This window comes from bacterium (assembly GCA_030685015.1).
In the GTDB taxonomy this organism is placed as follows: domain Bacteria; phylum CAIWAD01; class CAIWAD01; order CAIWAD01; family CAIWAD01; genus CAIWAD01.
In genome coordinates this window covers 17,498-34,045 of sequence record JAUXWS010000068.1, presented here as the reverse complement: position 1 = coordinate 34,045, position 16,548 = coordinate 17,498, and the positions used below count along the sequence as shown (strand labels likewise).

General features: G+C 70.0%; 10 protein-coding genes. 1 reads left to right on the top strand and 9 read right to left on the bottom strand.

Annotated features, from left to right (window positions below; translation table 11 throughout):
- Positions 1-48: 48 nt before the first annotated feature.
- From Q8O14_10115 to purN, 3 genes are read right to left on the bottom strand one after another with little or no spacing between them, the layout of a single operon-like run.
- Positions 49-1,083 carry a rod shape-determining protein gene (locus Q8O14_10115; protein MDP2361094.1) on the bottom strand — a complete coding sequence of 345 codons (1,035 nt, stop codon included), beginning with the start codon at positions 1,081-1,083 and terminating at the stop codon, positions 49-51.
- 12 nt (positions 1,084-1,095) lie between these two features.
- Complete coding sequence (purH, locus tag Q8O14_10110; GenBank protein ID MDP2361093.1) at positions 1,096-2,661, bottom strand: bifunctional phosphoribosylaminoimidazolecarboxamide formyltransferase/IMP cyclohydrolase; 1,566 nt, start codon at positions 2,659-2,661, stop codon at positions 1,096-1,098.
- Positions 2,643-3,275, bottom strand: coding sequence for a phosphoribosylglycinamide formyltransferase (gene purN / locus Q8O14_10105; protein MDP2361092.1), 633 nt, complete (start codon positions 3,273-3,275; stop codon positions 2,643-2,645). Before purN ends, purH begins: the two co-directional genes overlap by 19 nt.
- Positions 3,276-3,489: 214 nt before the next feature.
- Between purN and Q8O14_10100 the strand changes: the two genes are divergently transcribed.
- Positions 3,490-4,848 (top strand): POT family MFS transporter, encoded by a 1,359-nt coding sequence (locus Q8O14_10100; protein MDP2361091.1) that lies wholly within the window; start codon positions 3,490-3,492, stop codon positions 4,846-4,848.
- Positions 4,849-4,976: 128 nt separating this feature from the next.
- Here the strand turns inward: Q8O14_10100 and Q8O14_10095 are convergent, their stop codons facing one another.
- The 6 genes from Q8O14_10095 to Q8O14_10070 form a co-directional block, all read right to left on the bottom strand.
- Positions 4,977-6,914 (bottom strand): hypothetical protein, encoded by a 1,938-nt coding sequence (locus Q8O14_10095; protein MDP2361090.1) that lies wholly within the window; start codon positions 6,912-6,914, stop codon positions 4,977-4,979.
- Between the two features lie 266 nt (positions 6,915-7,180).
- Positions 7,181-8,113 carry a sugar nucleotide-binding protein gene (locus tag Q8O14_10090; protein ID MDP2361089.1) on the bottom strand — a complete coding sequence of 311 codons (933 nt, stop codon included), beginning with the start codon at positions 8,111-8,113 and terminating at the stop codon, positions 7,181-7,183.
- A 68-nt stretch (positions 8,114-8,181) separates the two neighbouring features.
- A complete protein-coding gene (locus Q8O14_10085; GenBank protein ID MDP2361088.1) occupies positions 8,182-8,922 on the bottom strand; it encodes a hypothetical protein in 741 nt (246 codons plus the stop codon).
- Positions 8,919-9,857 carry a hypothetical protein gene (locus Q8O14_10080; GenBank protein ID MDP2361087.1) on the bottom strand — a complete coding sequence of 313 codons (939 nt, stop codon included), beginning with the start codon at positions 9,855-9,857 and terminating at the stop codon, positions 8,919-8,921. The genes Q8O14_10085 and Q8O14_10080 overlap by 4 nt, the downstream gene beginning before the upstream one ends.
- A 371-nt stretch (positions 9,858-10,228) precedes the next feature.
- A complete protein-coding gene (locus Q8O14_10075; protein ID MDP2361086.1) occupies positions 10,229-13,459 on the bottom strand; it encodes a hypothetical protein in 3,231 nt (1,076 codons plus the stop codon).
- A complete protein-coding gene (locus tag Q8O14_10070; GenBank protein ID MDP2361085.1) occupies positions 13,456-16,542 on the bottom strand; it encodes a hypothetical protein in 3,087 nt (1,028 codons plus the stop codon). The genes Q8O14_10075 and Q8O14_10070 overlap by 4 nt, the downstream gene beginning before the upstream one ends.
- Positions 16,543-16,548 lie beyond the last annotated feature (6 nt).

Below are 16,548 nucleotides of genomic sequence, written 5' to 3'. Positions count from 1 at the left end.
AGCCCAGCCAGGGCCTATGGGTGCTTCTTGCGGGCAGGGGGCCTCCGGCTACTTGCGCAGCAGCACTTTGTGGAAGCGCTCCATGTTGTCAAGCACGATGCCCGTGCCCCGCACGACACAGGTCAGGGGGTCCTCGGCCAGGTTGACGGGCAGGCTGGTCTCGTCGCGCAGCTTGTTGGCCAGGCCCTTGAGCATGGCGCCGCCGCCCGTCAGCATGATGCCGTGGTCCCGGATGTCGGCGGCCAGCTCGGGCGGGGTCTTCTCCAGGCTGAGGCGGACGGCGTCGACGATCTGCCGCACCGGCTCGGCCAGGGCCTCGCGCACCTCCTGGCTGGAGATCTCCACCGCCTTGGGGATGCCGGCGATGAGATCACGCCCCTTGGCCGTCATCTTCAACTCGTCCTTGAGCGGATAGGCGCTGCCGATGCGGCACTTGATCTCCTCGGCCGTGCGTTCGCCGATGAGAAGGTTGTAGTTGCTCCGCATGTACTGGATGATCTTCTCGTCCATCTCGTCGCCGCCGGTGCGGATCGAGGTGTCGGTCACGATGCCGGAAAGGCTGATCACGGCGATCTCCGTCGTGCCGCCGCCGATGTCGATCACCATGCTGCCGATGGGCTGGTCCACGGGCAGGCCCACGCCCAGCGCGGCCGCCATGGGCTCGGCGATGAGGTAGACCTCGCGCGCGCCGGCGTGCTCGGCGCTGTCGTTGATGATGCGCTTCTCGCTCTTGGTCACGCCGCTGGGCACGCAGACGATGACGCGCGGACGGGTCAGCCGGTTGCGCGTCACCTTGCGGATGAAGGCGCGGATCATCTCCTCGGCCACCTCGTCGTCGTCGATCACGCCGTCGCGCATGGGGCGGATCACTTCCACGTCGGCGTGGGTCTTGCCCATCATCTCGCGGGCCTCGTAGCCGATGGCGATGACGCGGCGGTCGCTCTTGGAAAGGGCCACCACGCTGGGCTCGCGCACGAGGATGCCCTTGCCCTTGACGTAGACCAGGGTGTTGGCCGTCCCCAGGTCGATGGCGATGTCGTTGGAGAAGACGCCTCCGAAGAGGCTGAGGAATGAAAATCCCATGAATGGTCCCGTCTAGTGGCGGAAGTGCCGCCGGTCCGTGAACAGCATCGCCAGGCCCGCCTCGTCGGCGGCGCGGATGACCTCCTCGTCGCGCACGCTGCCGCCCGGCTGGATCACCGCCGTGATGCCCGCCGCCGCCGCCGCCGCGATCCCGTCCGGGAAGGGGAAGAAGGCGTCGGAGCCCAGGGCGCCGCCCGCCAGCTCGTGCCCCTCGCGCCGGGCCTTGAGCACGGCCACGTCGCTGGCGTCCACCCGGCTCATCTGGCCGGCGCCGATGCCCAGGGTGCGTCCCTCCCGGGCCAGGACGATGGCGTTGGACTTGACATGGCGCACGATGCGCCAGGCGAAGAGCAGGTTGGAGCGCTCCTCCGCGCTGGGCTGGCGCTTCGTCACGCAGCGATAGGCGGCCGGATCCTCGGCCGCGAGGCGGTCCCGCCCCTGCACGAGCAGACCGCCGAAGAAGTGGCGCAGTTGCAGGTCCGGGCCGGGCAGCGGCCCGCAGGCCAAGAGGCGACGGTCCTTCTTCTTGCGGAGGATGGCCAGGGCCTCCTCGTCGAAAGCGGGGGCGATGAGGATCTCCATGAAGAGGGGGTGCACGACCCGGGCCGTGGCGGCGTCCAGGGGGCGGTTCCAGACGACGATGCCGCCGAAGGGGCTCACCTGGTCGGTGGCCAGGGCGCGTTGGAAGGCCTCGAGGGCCGTGGCGCCCAAGGCCGCGCCGCAGGGATTGGTGTGCTTGAGGATGGCGCAGGCCGGGCCCTCGGCGGCGGGGAAATCCCCGATCAATTCGAGGGCGGCGTCCACGTCCAGCAGGTTGTTGTAGGACAGGGCCTTGCCGTGCAGGATCTCCAGGCCGGCGAGGGAGCCGTAGACGGCGGCGGCCTGGTGGGGGTTCTCCCCGTAGCGCAGGTCCTGGACCCGTGGCAGCGTGAGGGAGTGGACCGGCGGCAGGACGGGGGCCGCGCCCTCCCCGCCCGCCTCCCGCTCGAAGCGCTCCCCCAGCACGGAGGCGATCAGGCCGTCGTAGGCCGCCGTCCGGGCGTAGGCCTTGGCCGCCAGGCGGCGCCGGAAGGCGAGGTCGGGACCGCCCTGTTCCAGCTGCTCCAGCAGGGGCCCGTAGTCGGCCGTGTCGCACAGGACCGTGACGAAGGCGTGGTTCTTGGCGGCGCCCCGCAGCAGGGAGGGGCCGCCGATGTCGATGTTCTCCACCAGGTCGGCCAGGGAGGCGCCGGGACGGCGGCTCACCTCGGCGAAGGGATAGAGGGTGACGACCACGAGATCGATCAGGCTGATGCCGTTGGCCGCGGCCAGGGCGAGGTCCTCCGGGTGGTCGCGACGCGCCAGCAGCCCGCCGTGGATGCGTGGATGGAGGGTCTTGACGCGGCCGTCCATCATCTCGGGGAAGCCGGTCAGCTCGCTCACGTCGCGCACGGCCAGGCCCTTCTCCCGCAGCAGGCGGGCGGTGCCGCCGGTGGAGACCAGCTCGCAGCCGCGGGCGGCCAGGGCCCTCGCCAGCTCCACCACTCCTGTCTTGTCATGGACCGAGATGAGGGCCCGGCTCAGCGGGAGGCGCGACATGGGATGACCCGTCCTTCCTTGATGTCAAGGCCGCCGGCCAGCAGGGCGAGGGCCTCGGGATAGATGATGTGCTCGATCTCCAGCACGCGGGCGGCGATCTCGGCCGGGCCGTCCTCGGGCCGCAGGTCGACGGCCCGCTGGAGGACGATGGGGCCGCGGTCGAAGGCCTCGTCCACCAGGTGGACGGTGGCGCCGCTGACCCGGCAACCGGCCCGCCAGACCGCCTCATGCACATGATGGCCGTACATGCCGGCTCCGCCGAAGGAGGGCAGGAGGGCCGGGTGGATGTTGAGCATGCGGCCGCGGAAGGCCTCCACCAGCAGGGGTGGCACCATGCGCAGGAAGCCCGCCAGCGCGATGGTCTCCACCTGGCGCTCGCGCAGCCAGGCGAGCAGCGCGGGCGCCCCCTGCGCCGCGCTTCCCCAGCAGGCGCGGCCGAAGACGGCGGCCTCGACCCTGGCGGCGCGGGCCCGCTCCAGGGCGCCGGCGCCGGCCCGATCCGCCACGAGGGCCACCGGCTCGAAGGGATGGACCCCGGCCCGCCAGGATGTGTGGATCGCCTGAAAATTGCTGCCCCCGCCCGAGGCGAAGACCGCCAGGCGGCGGAGTGCCATTGTGAAATCCTTGCTGCAAAGGGAGTTCGGCCGCCCGTCTCCTGCACGGAAAAGGTAGGGCATGGCCCGCGCTTTCTCAATCGTCCGGCGGCCTGGCTTTGCCGCAAAGGGGTCCAGCCGCGCCGGCCCGATTCTTGGTACATTGGCCGCCGATTTCCGGCCTGGCCTCCCGCGAGTCCAGGTGACTTGCCACCCTGGAGCAGAGGAGCCCTCCATGCCCGCTTCGCCGGAGAACCGCCGTCCCGCCTACGCCAACACCCCTCCCCTCCAGGCCGGCATGCCCGGCGGCGTGCCCTACATCGTGGGCAACGAGGCGGCCGAGCGTTTCAGCTTCTACGGGATGAAGGGCATCCTTGTCGTCTTCATGACCCAGTACCTGGCCGGACCGGGCGGCCTGCTGGACGTGATGACGGAGCCCCAGGCCATGAGCTGGTACCACCTCTTCACCAGCGCCGTCTATTTCACGCCGCTGCTGGGGGCCCTGCTCAGCGACATCCTGCTGGGCAAGTACCGCACCATCATGCTGCTCTCGCTCGTCTACTGCCTGGGGCACCTCGCCCTGGCCCTGGACGACACACGGCTGGGCCTGGCCATCGGACTCAGCCTCATCGCCGTGGGCGCCGGCGGCATCAAGCCCTGCGTCTCGGCCCATGTGGGGGACCAGTTCGGACGCCTCAACCAGCACCTGCTCAGCCGCGTCTTCGGCTGGTTCTACTTCGCCATCAACCTGGGCTCCTTCGTCAGCACGCTGCTCACGCCCTGGCTGCTGGCCCATTACGGCGCGGCCTGGGCCTTCGGCGTGCCCGGCGTCCTCATGGCGCTGGCCACCTGGGTCTTCTGGCTGGGCCGCCACAAGTTCGTCCACATCCCGCCGGCGGGGAAGCGCTTCATCAAGGAGACTCTCAGCCCGGAGGGCCTGCGCGCCCTGGGCCGCCTGGCCGTGCTCTACATCTTCGTCGCCGTCTTCTGGTCCCTTTACGACCAGACGGGCAGCGCCTGGGTCCTCCAGGCCGAGCGCATGGACCGGAGCTTCCTGGGCATCACCTGGCTGTCCAGCCAGATCCAGGCGATCAATCCCCTCCTCATCCTCGCCTTCATCCCCCTCTTCGGGCGGGTCGTCTATCCGGCGGTGGAGCGCGTGGTGAAGCTGACACCCCTGCGCAAGATCGGCGCCGGCCTGCTGCTGGCCGCGCTCAGCTTCTGGCTGTCGGGCTGGATCGAGGCGCGCCTGGTGGCGGGGGACAGCGTCAACATCGCTTGGCAGCTGTTCAGCTACGTCATCATCACGGCGGGGGAGATCCTCGTCTCCATCACCTGCCTGGAGTATTCCTACACCCAGGCGCCGCGCAGCATGAAGAGCCTGCTCATGGCCTTCTACCTGGTCAGCGTCTCGGCGGGCAACCTCTTCGTCAGCGGGGTCAACCTCTTCATCCAGAACGCGGACGGCTCCAGCCGCCTGCCCGGCGCCAGCTACTACTGGTTCTTCGCCCTGCTCATGCTGGGCGTGTTCGGCATCTACCTGCTGGTCAGCCGGCACTTCAAGGAGCAGACCTACATCCAGGGCGAGGCCTGAGCGGGTCCCACGCCACGGCGGGCCATGCGCATGGGCGAACCCTTGCCGGGCATGCCACTTCCCGGGAGGCCACCACCCAGGAAGTGGCATCGGACGGGCCGAGGACAGTCCTGAGCCCAGGGCCCGCCTCACTTCGCCAGGACCACCTTCCTCAGTTCCACCCCGTTGACATGGGTGGCCCGCAGCAGGTGCAGGCCCGCCGGCCAGGACGCGCCGTCCAGGGTGAAGGCATGGGCGCCCGCCGGCAGCAGGCCATCGAACACCAGGGCCTCCCGGCGTCCCAGCAGGTCGAAAACCTCCAGGCGCAATGAACTGGCGACGGACAGGTCCACGGTGACCTGGCAGCCAGGGTTGAAGGGGTTGGGCCAGGGCTCGCCCAGCCGACATGCGGCGGGCTGCGCCGGGGATGGGGTTGCGGTGGTCTCCACCCAGAACCAGGCGCACTCGGCCCCGTCCACGTTCCAGCTGGCCTCCACCTCCAAGTCGCGGTCCCAGCCCCAGAAGTCGCCGGTCTCCACCTCGAACCACACCCGCGCCGGACCCTCCATCCATGAGTGGAGATTAAGCTCGGGTCGCCAGACCAGCAGGGAATCCCCCTCAAGGGAGAAGCGGGAAAGAGCCTGGGGCTCGTCGTTCACCCAGGCGCGCACCTGGCCATGCAGGGGGGTGTCCGCTTCCGGGTTGCTGCTGCGGATGTGCAGCGCCGGCACGCCGAAGGCCCAGGCCTGGGCCAAGGCGGCGGGATCTTCCACCAAGCCGCAGGGGGGGGTCTCCGGGGCTGCCTCCACCACCGCCGCGCGCTCCGGGAGCCAACGGGTGGTGGGCCAGTAGGGGGGTGATGACAGCAACAGGTTGGCGTCATGGGCATGACGGCGGCTCTGGTAGCCCACCCAGACATTGCCCATGGCACCGGGCGGGTTGATGCTGTTGTAGCCCGGCCGGAAGACGGCCAGGGAGCCGTAGAACCAGAGGGTGCCCCGCCGATCGCTGGTGGAGGAGGCATTGGGGCAATCCGGCCACTGGCCGCCGGGCACGGTGTCCCAGAGCCGCACGTGGGTATAGGACGAGTCGCCGCAGTCCCACTGGGGATAAGGCGCGGGGGGAAGGGCGGCCCAGGCCGTGGTCTTCCAGAACTCCGTCCCGAAACTGCACCCGGCCAGGATGGACGCCGTGATGATCAGGTCCCGGCGACCCTGCGAGCACGCGGACACCACCGGCTCGTTGGGCATGCCGCAGGTGACGGCCGGCGTGCTGGCCCCATTGGCGAACCCGTTCTCCAGGGTGGCGGCGATGAGCACGTCCTGCTCGCCGATCAGCCCGATGCGGTTGGGCGAGCCCACGGGAACGGTGCCAAAAGGGGACGCTTGAGGAGGATAGGGATCTCCCGATGGACAGGGCGACAAGATGGTGTCGGCTGTGATCACATCTCCCATGATGAACAGGCTGTCCGAGGCCAGCAGGGTCACCTGCCCCTCCACCACTCCCTTGACACGGGCCACGCCCTCCACCCAGATGAGCTGGGGCTGGTTCCCCGCGGGCAGGGGGAGGGTGGTCCAGGGCACCGTGTAGAGGGTGTCCGTGCCCTGCACTTGGCCCTGGCTGAACTGGGCCGCGTGGTACACGGGACCGTCGAAGCGGATCAGGGTGGTGAGAGGCAGGCTGTCCACCACGGCCGCCCAGCGGTGCTCCGGCGGACACACCTGGCGGATGAGGTCCAGCTCCTCCGCGAAATTCCACGCCAAAGGGGCATGGGCGAGACACAGGCCCCCTTGAAAAGCCTGGTCAAACTGGCCTGGTGCCATGTCGACGATCTGTTCGCTTGTCTGAGAATAGGGGCCGGTGAACAAAGGGTATCCATATGGCGATAGCCGGGCACTCCCACCCAGGTGCACTCGTCCGGTCCAGACTTGATCTTGGTTGAATATGGGCACTGCGCCCAAGGGACTCCGCTGCAGGTCCGCCACGAGGGAGAACTCGGCCAGGCCCACCACAGCCTGGGCATGGGCCGCGGGAGCAGCCAGGGCCAGCGCCATGTGAATGGCAATGAGGACGAACACGCGCGACATGACTCCCTCCTGGCTGGCTGGCGGGACCGTCAGGCCAAGGCGGAACACGCCTCGTCAGATGTATGGAACTCTTGACACATGGTCGGGCGGATGCGACGCCTGGGGGGGCCTGCTGTTGGGCATCAAGCTAGGCAAGCTGCGCCAGTCCGGCAGCGGGATTCTTTTGCACAAATCATGCCTATTCTGGAGGCGCCCGGCATGCAACTGACTCCGCCAGGCTGGCGCGGCTTCCGGGTGGCGCCGGGTCGCCCCGAGAAATGGCGGCTTCAGGCGCCGCCGGTGCTGATGGGATGCGGGGGGCCATAGTCCCGCGCCAGCCACTCATCAGTGGTGGGCGGCTCGCCCAGCCAGCGGCGCAGGCGGCCCAGATCCAGCGGCAACTCCCGCGCCGGCGCTTCGGCCAGCCCCGCCTCGGCCGTGTCCAGGGGCCGCAGCAGACCCTCATCCAGGCCCAGGTGGCGGCAGAAGAGCAGGGCGAAGTCCTCCCGGCTCAGATAATCGGCCCCTCCCAGGTTCAACGCGCCGCGCGGTCCGCCTCCCGCCTCCATCACCGCCCGCAGTCCGTCGATCATGGCGGGCAGGGCGCCCGCCGCCAGCAGGTGGCGCCGGTTGTCGCGGAAGACGGGGGCGGGCTTCCCCTCGCGCCAGTGGGCCAATAACCAGCCTGAGAAGGAATTCTGCCCGGGCCGGGACCTGCCCCAGAGCAGGCTGCAGCGCAGCAGCAGCGCCTCGGGCAGCAGGGTCCGCACCGCCTCCTCCATCTCGACCTTGCTGCGGCCGTAGAGGTGGGCCGGGTCGAGCTCCGCCCTTTCGCTCCAGCCGGTGGCGGGAGCGGGAGTCAGGGCGGCGTCGGGATAGACCGTGTCCGAGCTGAAGGCGATGAGGCCGCGCCCGCGGCGCCGGCACCAGTCCGCCACCCAGTGGGCGGCCTCCACGTTGACGCGCCGGGCCTGGGCCGGATCCCGCCCGACCAGGGCCGGTTGCGAGACGGCGGCGCAGTGGACCACCCAGTCCGGACGGAAGGCCTCCAGGCGGTCGGCCACGTGGCGCGGCTCCTCGGCCAGATCCAGGACATGGTGCTCGGCCTCAAGCCAGTCCGGCCGCTGGCGGCTGCAGCCGGCCAGCTCATGGTGGTCCGCCCAGGCCTCCGCCAGCCGGGAGCCCACGAAGCCGCTGATGCCGGTGAGGTAGAGTCTCATGGGATTGCCGCACCCGTGGTTGGGTGGGGGCCGCGGCCCGCCACAAGGATCATGTCCGGAACATGCCGCTACCGCAGGCGCGGCGTCAGGTCCAGGGAAAGGGCCAGGCCCAGTCCGCCCTCCACCGGGTAGGCGGCCAGCTCCAGCTCCTGGCGGGCCAAGCGGAGGGCGCCCACGCCGCTGAGCACGTGGTTGACGAAGATGGCGCCGCCCACGGCCAGGGCCTGGGAGGAGGCGTGCTCGGACACGGCGCGCAGGTCGCGGTAGCGCAGAAGGTCCGCCTCCTGGGGCCAGCTCCAGCCGTCGGCCGGGTCCAGGTAGCGGCGCTGGGGCAGGCCGTTCTCCAACATGGCGCGGTTGAAGTCGGCCCGGCTCTGGTGGTTGGAGACATCCACCCAGTAATCGCTGCCGCGGCCATGGTCGCCGGCGCCGGCCTGCCGCCGGGCATAGGCCCGGTATTCGCTGGCCTTGATCCCGCTCAGGCGGTTGAGACCCCAGGCCCCCGCCACCAGGCCCAGGTCCAGCCAGAAGCCGGTGCGGCCCTTGCCCCTCAGTTCCGGCCGATGGCGCGCCACGGCGGCCTGGCCCCAGCCCGGCACCACCAGCGAGCGCAGGAAAGCGCCGCCCGGCGACACGAGGCCCGCTGGACGCGGCAGGGCGGGAGGCGCCGCCTCGATCCGCAGGGAATCCAGCGGCGCGGCGGGCAGCGGCGCGCGGCGGAAGGGGGTGGCGGCGGCGGCCCCGGCCAGCAGGAGGCCGGCCAGCAGCAGCAGCGGGACGGGCCGCCCGGCGATGGGGCACAGGCTCATCGGAAGCGCCAGGCCAGGCTGAGGCCGGGTTGCCGACCGTGCCCCGTCTCCAGGCTGGCCGTGCGCACCCGCAGGTCGGGGCCGCCCTCCCGGCGGGTCTGGATCAGCACGTCGAGGAAGGAGGCGACGTGGTTGAGCACGAGCAGGCCCATCAAGCGGTCGGCCAGGATGAGCTTGTCGTTGCTGTCGGCGCGCATCTGCATGTAGGTCCGGCTCTGGCCGCAGAACTCCTGGAAGTGCCAGGGCTGCTGGGCCACGAACTGCCAGCCGTTGTCCGTGCCGTAGAGTTCCCAGCCCCGCTGGAACTGGGCGTACTTGCCGATCATCTCGTAGAACTGCTGGGTGCGGCTGAGGGAGAAGTGGTCCCAGGCGCCGTCCATTCCCGCGCTGTAGCCCTCCAGGAAGAAGCCGGGCAGGATATGGCTGCCCTGGCCGCCGGTGGGGCTGAACACGTCGTCCGCCGTGTGGGCGAAGAGGGCGGCGATGCCCGCCTCGTCCAGTCCGGCCAGGTCCGCCGCCGCGAAACCGCGGTCGAGGTAGCCCTCCTCCAGGGCGTACTCCCCGCGATGGGTGCGCCACTGGATGTAGCGCTCGTAACTCCAGTGCTCATTGGCGAAGGCCTTGAAATCGTCGTCCAGCTCCCGGCCGCGGGCGTTGAGGGCGCGGGCGCCCAGCAGCACGCCGGCCTCAACGGCGAAGAAGAGGGAGGCCCTGACCCACTGGCCGCGCTGGGCCTGGTCGAAGCCGGGCAGGAGCAGGGCCTGCAGCAGGTCAATCCCTCTGTGCTGTTTCTCAGGCTTGTTAATCGGCGCAGCTAACGAAATGTTTGATCGCGGATCCTGCCCAGCAATGAAGGCTTGCGACAGCTGCTCTTCTTCCAGAACAATGGTGACTTTGTAATAAACGGTGCGGTCCTCGACGCGGTGATCGATCACGTCCTTTCGCTTCACAAATCCAGCGGCGATAATCCTGACTAGATCCTGCTTCAGCTGGCTGTTCTCGATGTCGGTCGTAGCGGTTATGAAGAGTCCGCACTGCTCGACCGCCGCACGAATGGCCAGTTCTTCGCACAAGCGCTTCGCATCCAGGATGCTCTCTCTATCACCGTATGTATATGTGTAATCCCCGGTACTCTCACAGGTCCCGAAAGCAGCGGGTGCCGCCCTCTGCATTCCCCTGGAAGTAGCGCTCTGGGCGAACAAACGCTCCTTAATCGACCCAGTGCTAGCCTCGGCTGGAACGCATCCACTCGACAACAGGAATCCCGTCAACACGAGCTTTCCTATCGATAATTCCTCCAGCAATTTCATGGTATCCGCTCCTGGAAGACATCGAATTCGAAAAGGAGGGTGGCGTACCAGCGCCACTCCCGGCCGTAGAATTCACCCGGATCCAGCGCCGGCACGCGGAACTCGTCCAGGCCGTAGGCGGCGCCCACGGTCAGGGCGGTGGGCAGCATGGCCCACGAGGTGAGGAAGAGCTTGAGGTCGCCGCCCACCTCGCGCTTGAGGTCGAAGGCGGGGCCGCGGCCGCCCCAGGCGTCGCCGGCGCCGGCATTGAGGCTGCCGTAGAGGCGCTTGACATGCCAAGGTCCCAGCGGCCAGCCCACGCGGCGGATGATGGGAAAGCCCAGCCGCACGTGCCCCAGCGCCTTTCGCACCCCGCCCAGGCTGTAGTAGGAGTAGCCGCGCAGGCCCATCAGCCCGCCGGCGTAGGTGTGGAAGAAGTCGTCCACCTCGGCGTCGCCGATGAGCGCCGCCTTGCCGTCCACGGTGAGCGACAGGGCCGGCCAGAAGGGCAGGGCCCAACTGCGGCCCAGGGCCAGCTCCCCTTCGAGGAAGGTGGCGGGCGTGTAGACCTCCTCGAGCAGGCCGGCCGAGCTGACCTCGAAGCCGTCGATGAGGCGGTCCCAGTGCTGGCGCAGCTCCAGGCTGGCCCAGCGGCGCCCGCGGGGGTTGATGAAGTCGTCCACCCGCCGCCCGGCCTCCAGCTGGTGGTCGAAGCGGAGGCGCAGGCCCGTCCCCTTGTAGTAGTCGTAGTTGACAGTGAGGGGCGGCCGCTTGTAGGAGGCCTTGTAGTTGGCCAGGCTGACGGCGCCCTCGACACTGAGCACGTCGCTCAGGCGACGGCGCCAGCCCAGGTGGCCCTCGGCCAGGCTGAAGCGGTAGCGGACGCCGTACTGGTCGAAGCGGGGGGCGCCGTCGGGCGTCTCGCCCACGATGACGAAGGGATCATCGAAGCGCTCGTCGTGGTCCCGCGTCATGCCGTAAAGCTCGGTGAAGACCGCGCCCTTGCCCAGCGCGGCGCTGGCCGAGGCGAAGAGGTCCATGTTGGTGAGACGGGCCGCCGCCACGCCGCCGCTCAGCTCCACCTTCTCGAAGACATCCATGTTGAGGAAGAAGAGGCCGGGCTTCAGCTCGCCGTCATCCACCACCAGGCGCGGGATCCAGAAGGGTTTCTCGAACTCCGTGCGGAGGGGCTGCCAGGTCCGGGGGGCCGGATCCTGGTCCGCCGTGCCCAGGGGCGGGATCGCCTCCGCGTAGTGCGGGCGCAGGGCCGCCGGGGCGTCCTGCTGGTCGTGCAGGGGGGCCAGTTCGAAGAGGCGGAAGCCCTGGTCCCGGTAGCCGCTGTAGTAGAGCGTGTCGCCGGCCAGGGTCGGCATGAAGGCGCCGCCCGTCACCGCCGTCAGGCGCTCGCGTCGCCCCTCCTCCAGGTCCAGGCGCCAGATGTTGAAGATGCCGCCCTCGTCCTGGGCGTAGACCAGCCACCGTCCGTCCGCGCTGAAGGTGGCCTGCCGCTCGTCCAGCTGTGTGGCCAGCAGCTCGCGCGTGGCGCCGGTGGCGGGGTCCAGCTCCACCAGGTCGCGGCCATGACCCCAGGCGCGGGCGGCCACGATGCGGGTGCCGCGCGGGTCCCAGCGCGGCTGGAAGAACTGGCTGCCGTAGGGCTCCTGCCCCAGCCGACGGGCCTGCAGCCGCGGCGCCGCCTTGCGTTGGCGCTTGGACAGGGCCTGCCAGGCCGGGCCGTCCAGGCTGTCCAGCTCGAAGAGGACGGGCCAGGTGGAGCCGCCGCCGTTCTGCACGGCCACCAATCGGCGGCCGTCGGGGGCGAGGTCAGGCTGGCTGAGGCGCGCCCCCTCGGTCAGGCGGCGCGTCACTTTCTCCTCGAACCAGTACTGGTAGAGGTCGCGGTAATGGCGGCCCAGCTTGTCCACCGGGCTGGTGCGCGAGAAGATGACGCTGGCTCCGTCGGGGCTCAGGGCGAAGGGGCCGCGGATGTTGGGCAGCACTTTCTCGCAGGTGCCGGCCTGGCGGTCGTAGCGCCAGAGGTCGGTCATGCCCAGCCAGTCGGCATCCCCGTTGGAGGCGTAGTAGACATGGCGCCCGTCCGGTGAGACCCGGGGATTGATGTTGTTGGTGGGGCCCAGCTCATCGGCCGCCTCGGGGAAGGCGCAGACCGCGCCCAGGCCCGCGCAGCAGCTGCCTGCCGGCAGGTGGGGCGCCAGGCTGGTCGGCGGAGTGCGCAGCTCCTCGCGGTGCTCGTCGCGGCCGCCCCCCGCCTGACTGACCACGCGGCTGGTCGAGACGAGGCGCCCTTCCACGCCCCGGCCGTCCACGCCGGCCAACTGCCGGGCATAGTCCTCCTCCAGGTCGGCCTTCCAGCGGCGCCACAGCTCGTGGCCGTCCACACCCAGCACCCGCTCCATCGCCGTGGCCATGGAGAGGCGGTGGGGCCGCGCCAGCTCCTCCGACAGGCGGCGCAGGCTTTCGTCCCCATGCCGCTCCGCGATCCAGTTGACGAGACTGAAGCCCTGGTTGTAGACGGATTCGCCCCCCACCGAGTTCTTGTCGAAGGAGGCCATCTCGTCCAGATCGAAGAGAGCGCCGTGGAGCACGCGGTCGCGCAGGACCATGTCGCGGTGGCTGTCCCAGAAGTCGTAGCGGTGGCCTTCGACCATGCGCTGGGCCGTGCCTTCGGCGAACCAGGCGGGCACCATCGTGCCGGCCAGGGGATAGGAGGCGACCCGGTTGGGAAAGCCCTGCACCACGTCGTCCCGCTTCTCCGGCTCGTAGCCCATCATCTGGAAGTAGAGGAAGGGCATTTGGCGGCTGAACTTGCGGGCGGCCCCCAGTTGGACGATGTGGGTGAACTCGTGGGTGAGCACGTTGCGCAGCCAGTTGTGCTGGCCGCGCAGGTCGAAGTCAAGGCTGGTCGCCCAGATGATGATCTTGTTGTTGTAGAAGTAGGCGCCGCCGTTGGAGTAATCGTCCGTGTCGTAGAAGATGAGGTGGACGCGGGTGTCGGGCTCATAGCCGTAGAGGGAGGTGATGGGATCCCAGATCTCCTCCATGATCTGGGCGGCCACCAGACCGAGGTCCTCCAGCCCCTCGTGGACATGGATGGTGCAGTGGGCCAGCTCGCTGGAGTGCCACTCCAGGTCCGGGTGGTTGTAGGCGACGGGCTGGGCGGCGATCCTGGCCGCCAGGGCGAGCAGGAGCGGCAGCCACAGGCGCCGCAGCTGGACGAGGGCGATCATCGGATCACCGCCAGCTTGACGCGCCTCGTCCAGGACTCGCCGCCCTCCGCCTGCAGAAGGCAGAAGTAGGCGCCCGGGGCGACGCCGCGCAGGTCCCAGCTCAGCTCGTGCTCACCCGCCCGGTCGAAGGAGGCGCCCAGGCTGGCGACGCGATCCCCCGCCGTGTCGTAGGCGTGCAGGGTGACCCGGGCCGGCGCCCCCAGGAGGAAGCGCAGGTGGGCCACGGTCGAGGCCGGGTTGGGCCAGACGAAGGCGGGGTTCTCCCGCACGATCCGGACCGCCTCCTGGTGGGTTGCGCCGCTGGACCAGGGTCGACCGCGGCCGTCCAGGCCCCGGCGCTGGGTCCACACCGGGTGGTCCAGCTCCGCTTCCCAGGCCGCCAGGCGGCCGTCCCGGCGCAGGCCCAGCACCAGCCCCAGCTCGGGCAGCAGCAGCGGGCCGTCCACCAGGGGCGGCATGATGCGGGGCCAGGTGGGAGGCGCCAGCCCGGCAGCTTCGAGGCCCGACAACCGATCGGAGGAGGCGGCCATCACGGCGAGGCCGCCCTCGTCCGTCCGCGATCCGGTCAAGGGGGCGCCATGACCGTCCTCCAGCGCCAGCTGGGCCAGGAGGGTGCCCGCTTGGCTGTAGATCCGCAGGCCGCCCCCCGGCAGCTGGAAGGCCAGCTCCAGCCCCGGATCGGGTCCGAACTGGAGGGGCCGCACCGACAGGTTCGGGCAATCGAGGCGTCGCAGGAGCCGCGATCCCCGGAAGAGGCTGGCCCCATCCTCATCGCGCAGCAGGGCGGTGGCCTCCAGCGTGTCGGTGGACTCGGGAACCCGGGCCTCCCACACGGCATCCAGGGCCAGCAGGTCCGCGCCGGCGGGGAGTGTCCCACCCTCGCCCAGCACATTGCGCCCGGCCAGATAGACGCGGGGGTGGTCGCCTTTCACCAGCAGGCCGGGGTAGCCGCTGTCGTCCTCCACCTCCACCAGGCGCAGCTCGCCCGCCGGGACCGAGCCCAGCACCTGGACCACGGTGAGCGCCGCCGGATCAAGCCGCAGCAGCATCTGGCCGCTCACGACGAAGAGGCCGGGTTGGCGCCCGCGCCAGGGGTCGCCCGCGGCCGGGGCGCCTCCTCCCGTGGGCAGCACGGCCTGGATCCCCTGCTCGCCGGCCCAGAAGCGCTCGGTGGTGAAAAGACGCGGCAGGCCCATGGGACGGAAGAGGGCCAGGCTGTCGCCGCGCCAGGCCAGCAGGCGCGCCTCGCCGCCGTCCTCCAAAGCCCAGAGGCCGTCCAATCCGTCCTGCCAGTCGGTGGGCAGCAGGCTGGCATGGCCGTCGGCCCGGGGCCAGGTGGCCAGGTCGCCGCCCAGCACCCGGCCGTAGGAGCGGCCCAGTCCGTCGCGCAAGGCCACGCAGGCCGCCAGGCTTTCCCCGTCCTCAGGCCAGCAGAAGGCTTGCAACATGACATCCACGGCGGCCGTCCCCTCCAGGGGCGGTGTCAGGGAAAGGCCATGGGCGGCCGGACGCAGATCCCAGGAAAGGTTGAAGCGCCCGTGGTCGGGCCAGACGCCCTGCCCGTCAGGACCGCTGAAGCCGTCCAGGCGCAGGCCGGTGAAGAGGCCGTCGTTGGTGCTGGTGGGAGGCTCCGTGTCCCAGGCCAGGCTCACGTTGCGGTAGGAATAGTGCGGGTTGGCCAGGGTCCAGCCCGTGTTGGGCTGCTGCCAGGGATCCTCGTTGCCGCCCAGGGCCACCGAGCCGCGCATGGAGAAGAACCCGTAGTCGCGCCCGATGTCCTGCACGCCATCCCCCTCCACCAGATCCACCCCCCGACGCCGGGGATCGTCGTTCACCGTGTTGGCGGCGATGGCCTCCGGCGTGGCGGCGCGCTCGTCCACGTGCCAGACCAGCAAGCCGCTGCCCGGCAAGTCGAAGTCCAGATTGCCCGCCTCGATGAAGACGCCCGTGCTGTCGCCGGGCTGGCCCAGGGTGTCCTGGAAGCTGATGGTGAAGGAGCTGTCCAGCCGGGCCCAGCGGCCGGCGCGGTCCCGCGCCCAGGTCCAGTTGCGGCCCTCCTCCTGCCGGCGGCGGTACTCCACCAGGTAGTACTCGTCGTCGTTCAGGGGGATGCGCACCATGCGGGGCAGCAGGGCGGGGCCGTCGGGCGCCGCCACCTGCACGCTGTCCCGCGCCGCGGCCACGACCTCCACGCTGCCCCAGCCCAGGTGCAGGCGGCTCCAGGCGTCGAGGGGGGCGGGCAACAGGCCGCTGTAGTTGGCGCTGCCCTGATCCATCAGGCCCCATTTGCCGATCACGCTGCGGCCGGTGCGGCCGTCGTACAGGTTGGGCAGGCCCAGTTCGTGCCCGAACTGCAGAACCAGCAGGCCGGCCAGGCCGTGCTGGTAGTTTTCGTGGTTCTCCCCCTCCGGCAGGATAAGGCCCTGGCGCACGGTCCAGCTCAAGCCCGTCGTCTCGTCGCCCACCGTCGTCTCATGCGGCATCGTCTGTCCGTCCAGCGCCCCCAGCCAGGCGGAGGGGATGTCGTGGGGGGTGTCGTCCTCGCCGAAATCCTGCCCCACGCCGGCGTGGAAGATGATCACGCTGTGGAAGCGCCGTTCTCCCGCCTCGTTGAAGAAAGCGAGCGCGGGGTCGGCGTCGGCGGCCTCCAGGCTGTGGCGGAAGAGCTCGGCCAGTTGCTCGTCGGTGCGGTCGCGGGACTGGTTCCAGTGGTAGTGCCACATGGGGTGGGGCAGGCGGTAGGCCGCTTGCCCGCCCCGCGGCCAGATCTCCCACTCCAGGTCCAGCCCGCCCTGGGAGGCGCGGCCGTACCAGTGGGACAGGAAGCGCAGGTGCGAATCGAAGTAGAGGGAATCATGCGGCAGGGGATCAATCGTCCACCGACGGGAGAACTGGAAGGCGCTCTCGAAGCGGCCGTCCCCCGTGGTCGTCTCCAGGGTGTCGGGCTGGAAATCCACGCGCAAGGCCAGCAGGCGCAGGCTTTCCCCCCGGGCCGTTCCGGCCAGGGCCAGCAGCAGCCCTGGGACCGCCAACAGCGGTCCCAGGACGATGGGGATGCGTCGAGCCGGTCCTAGACCCCTCATGTCCGC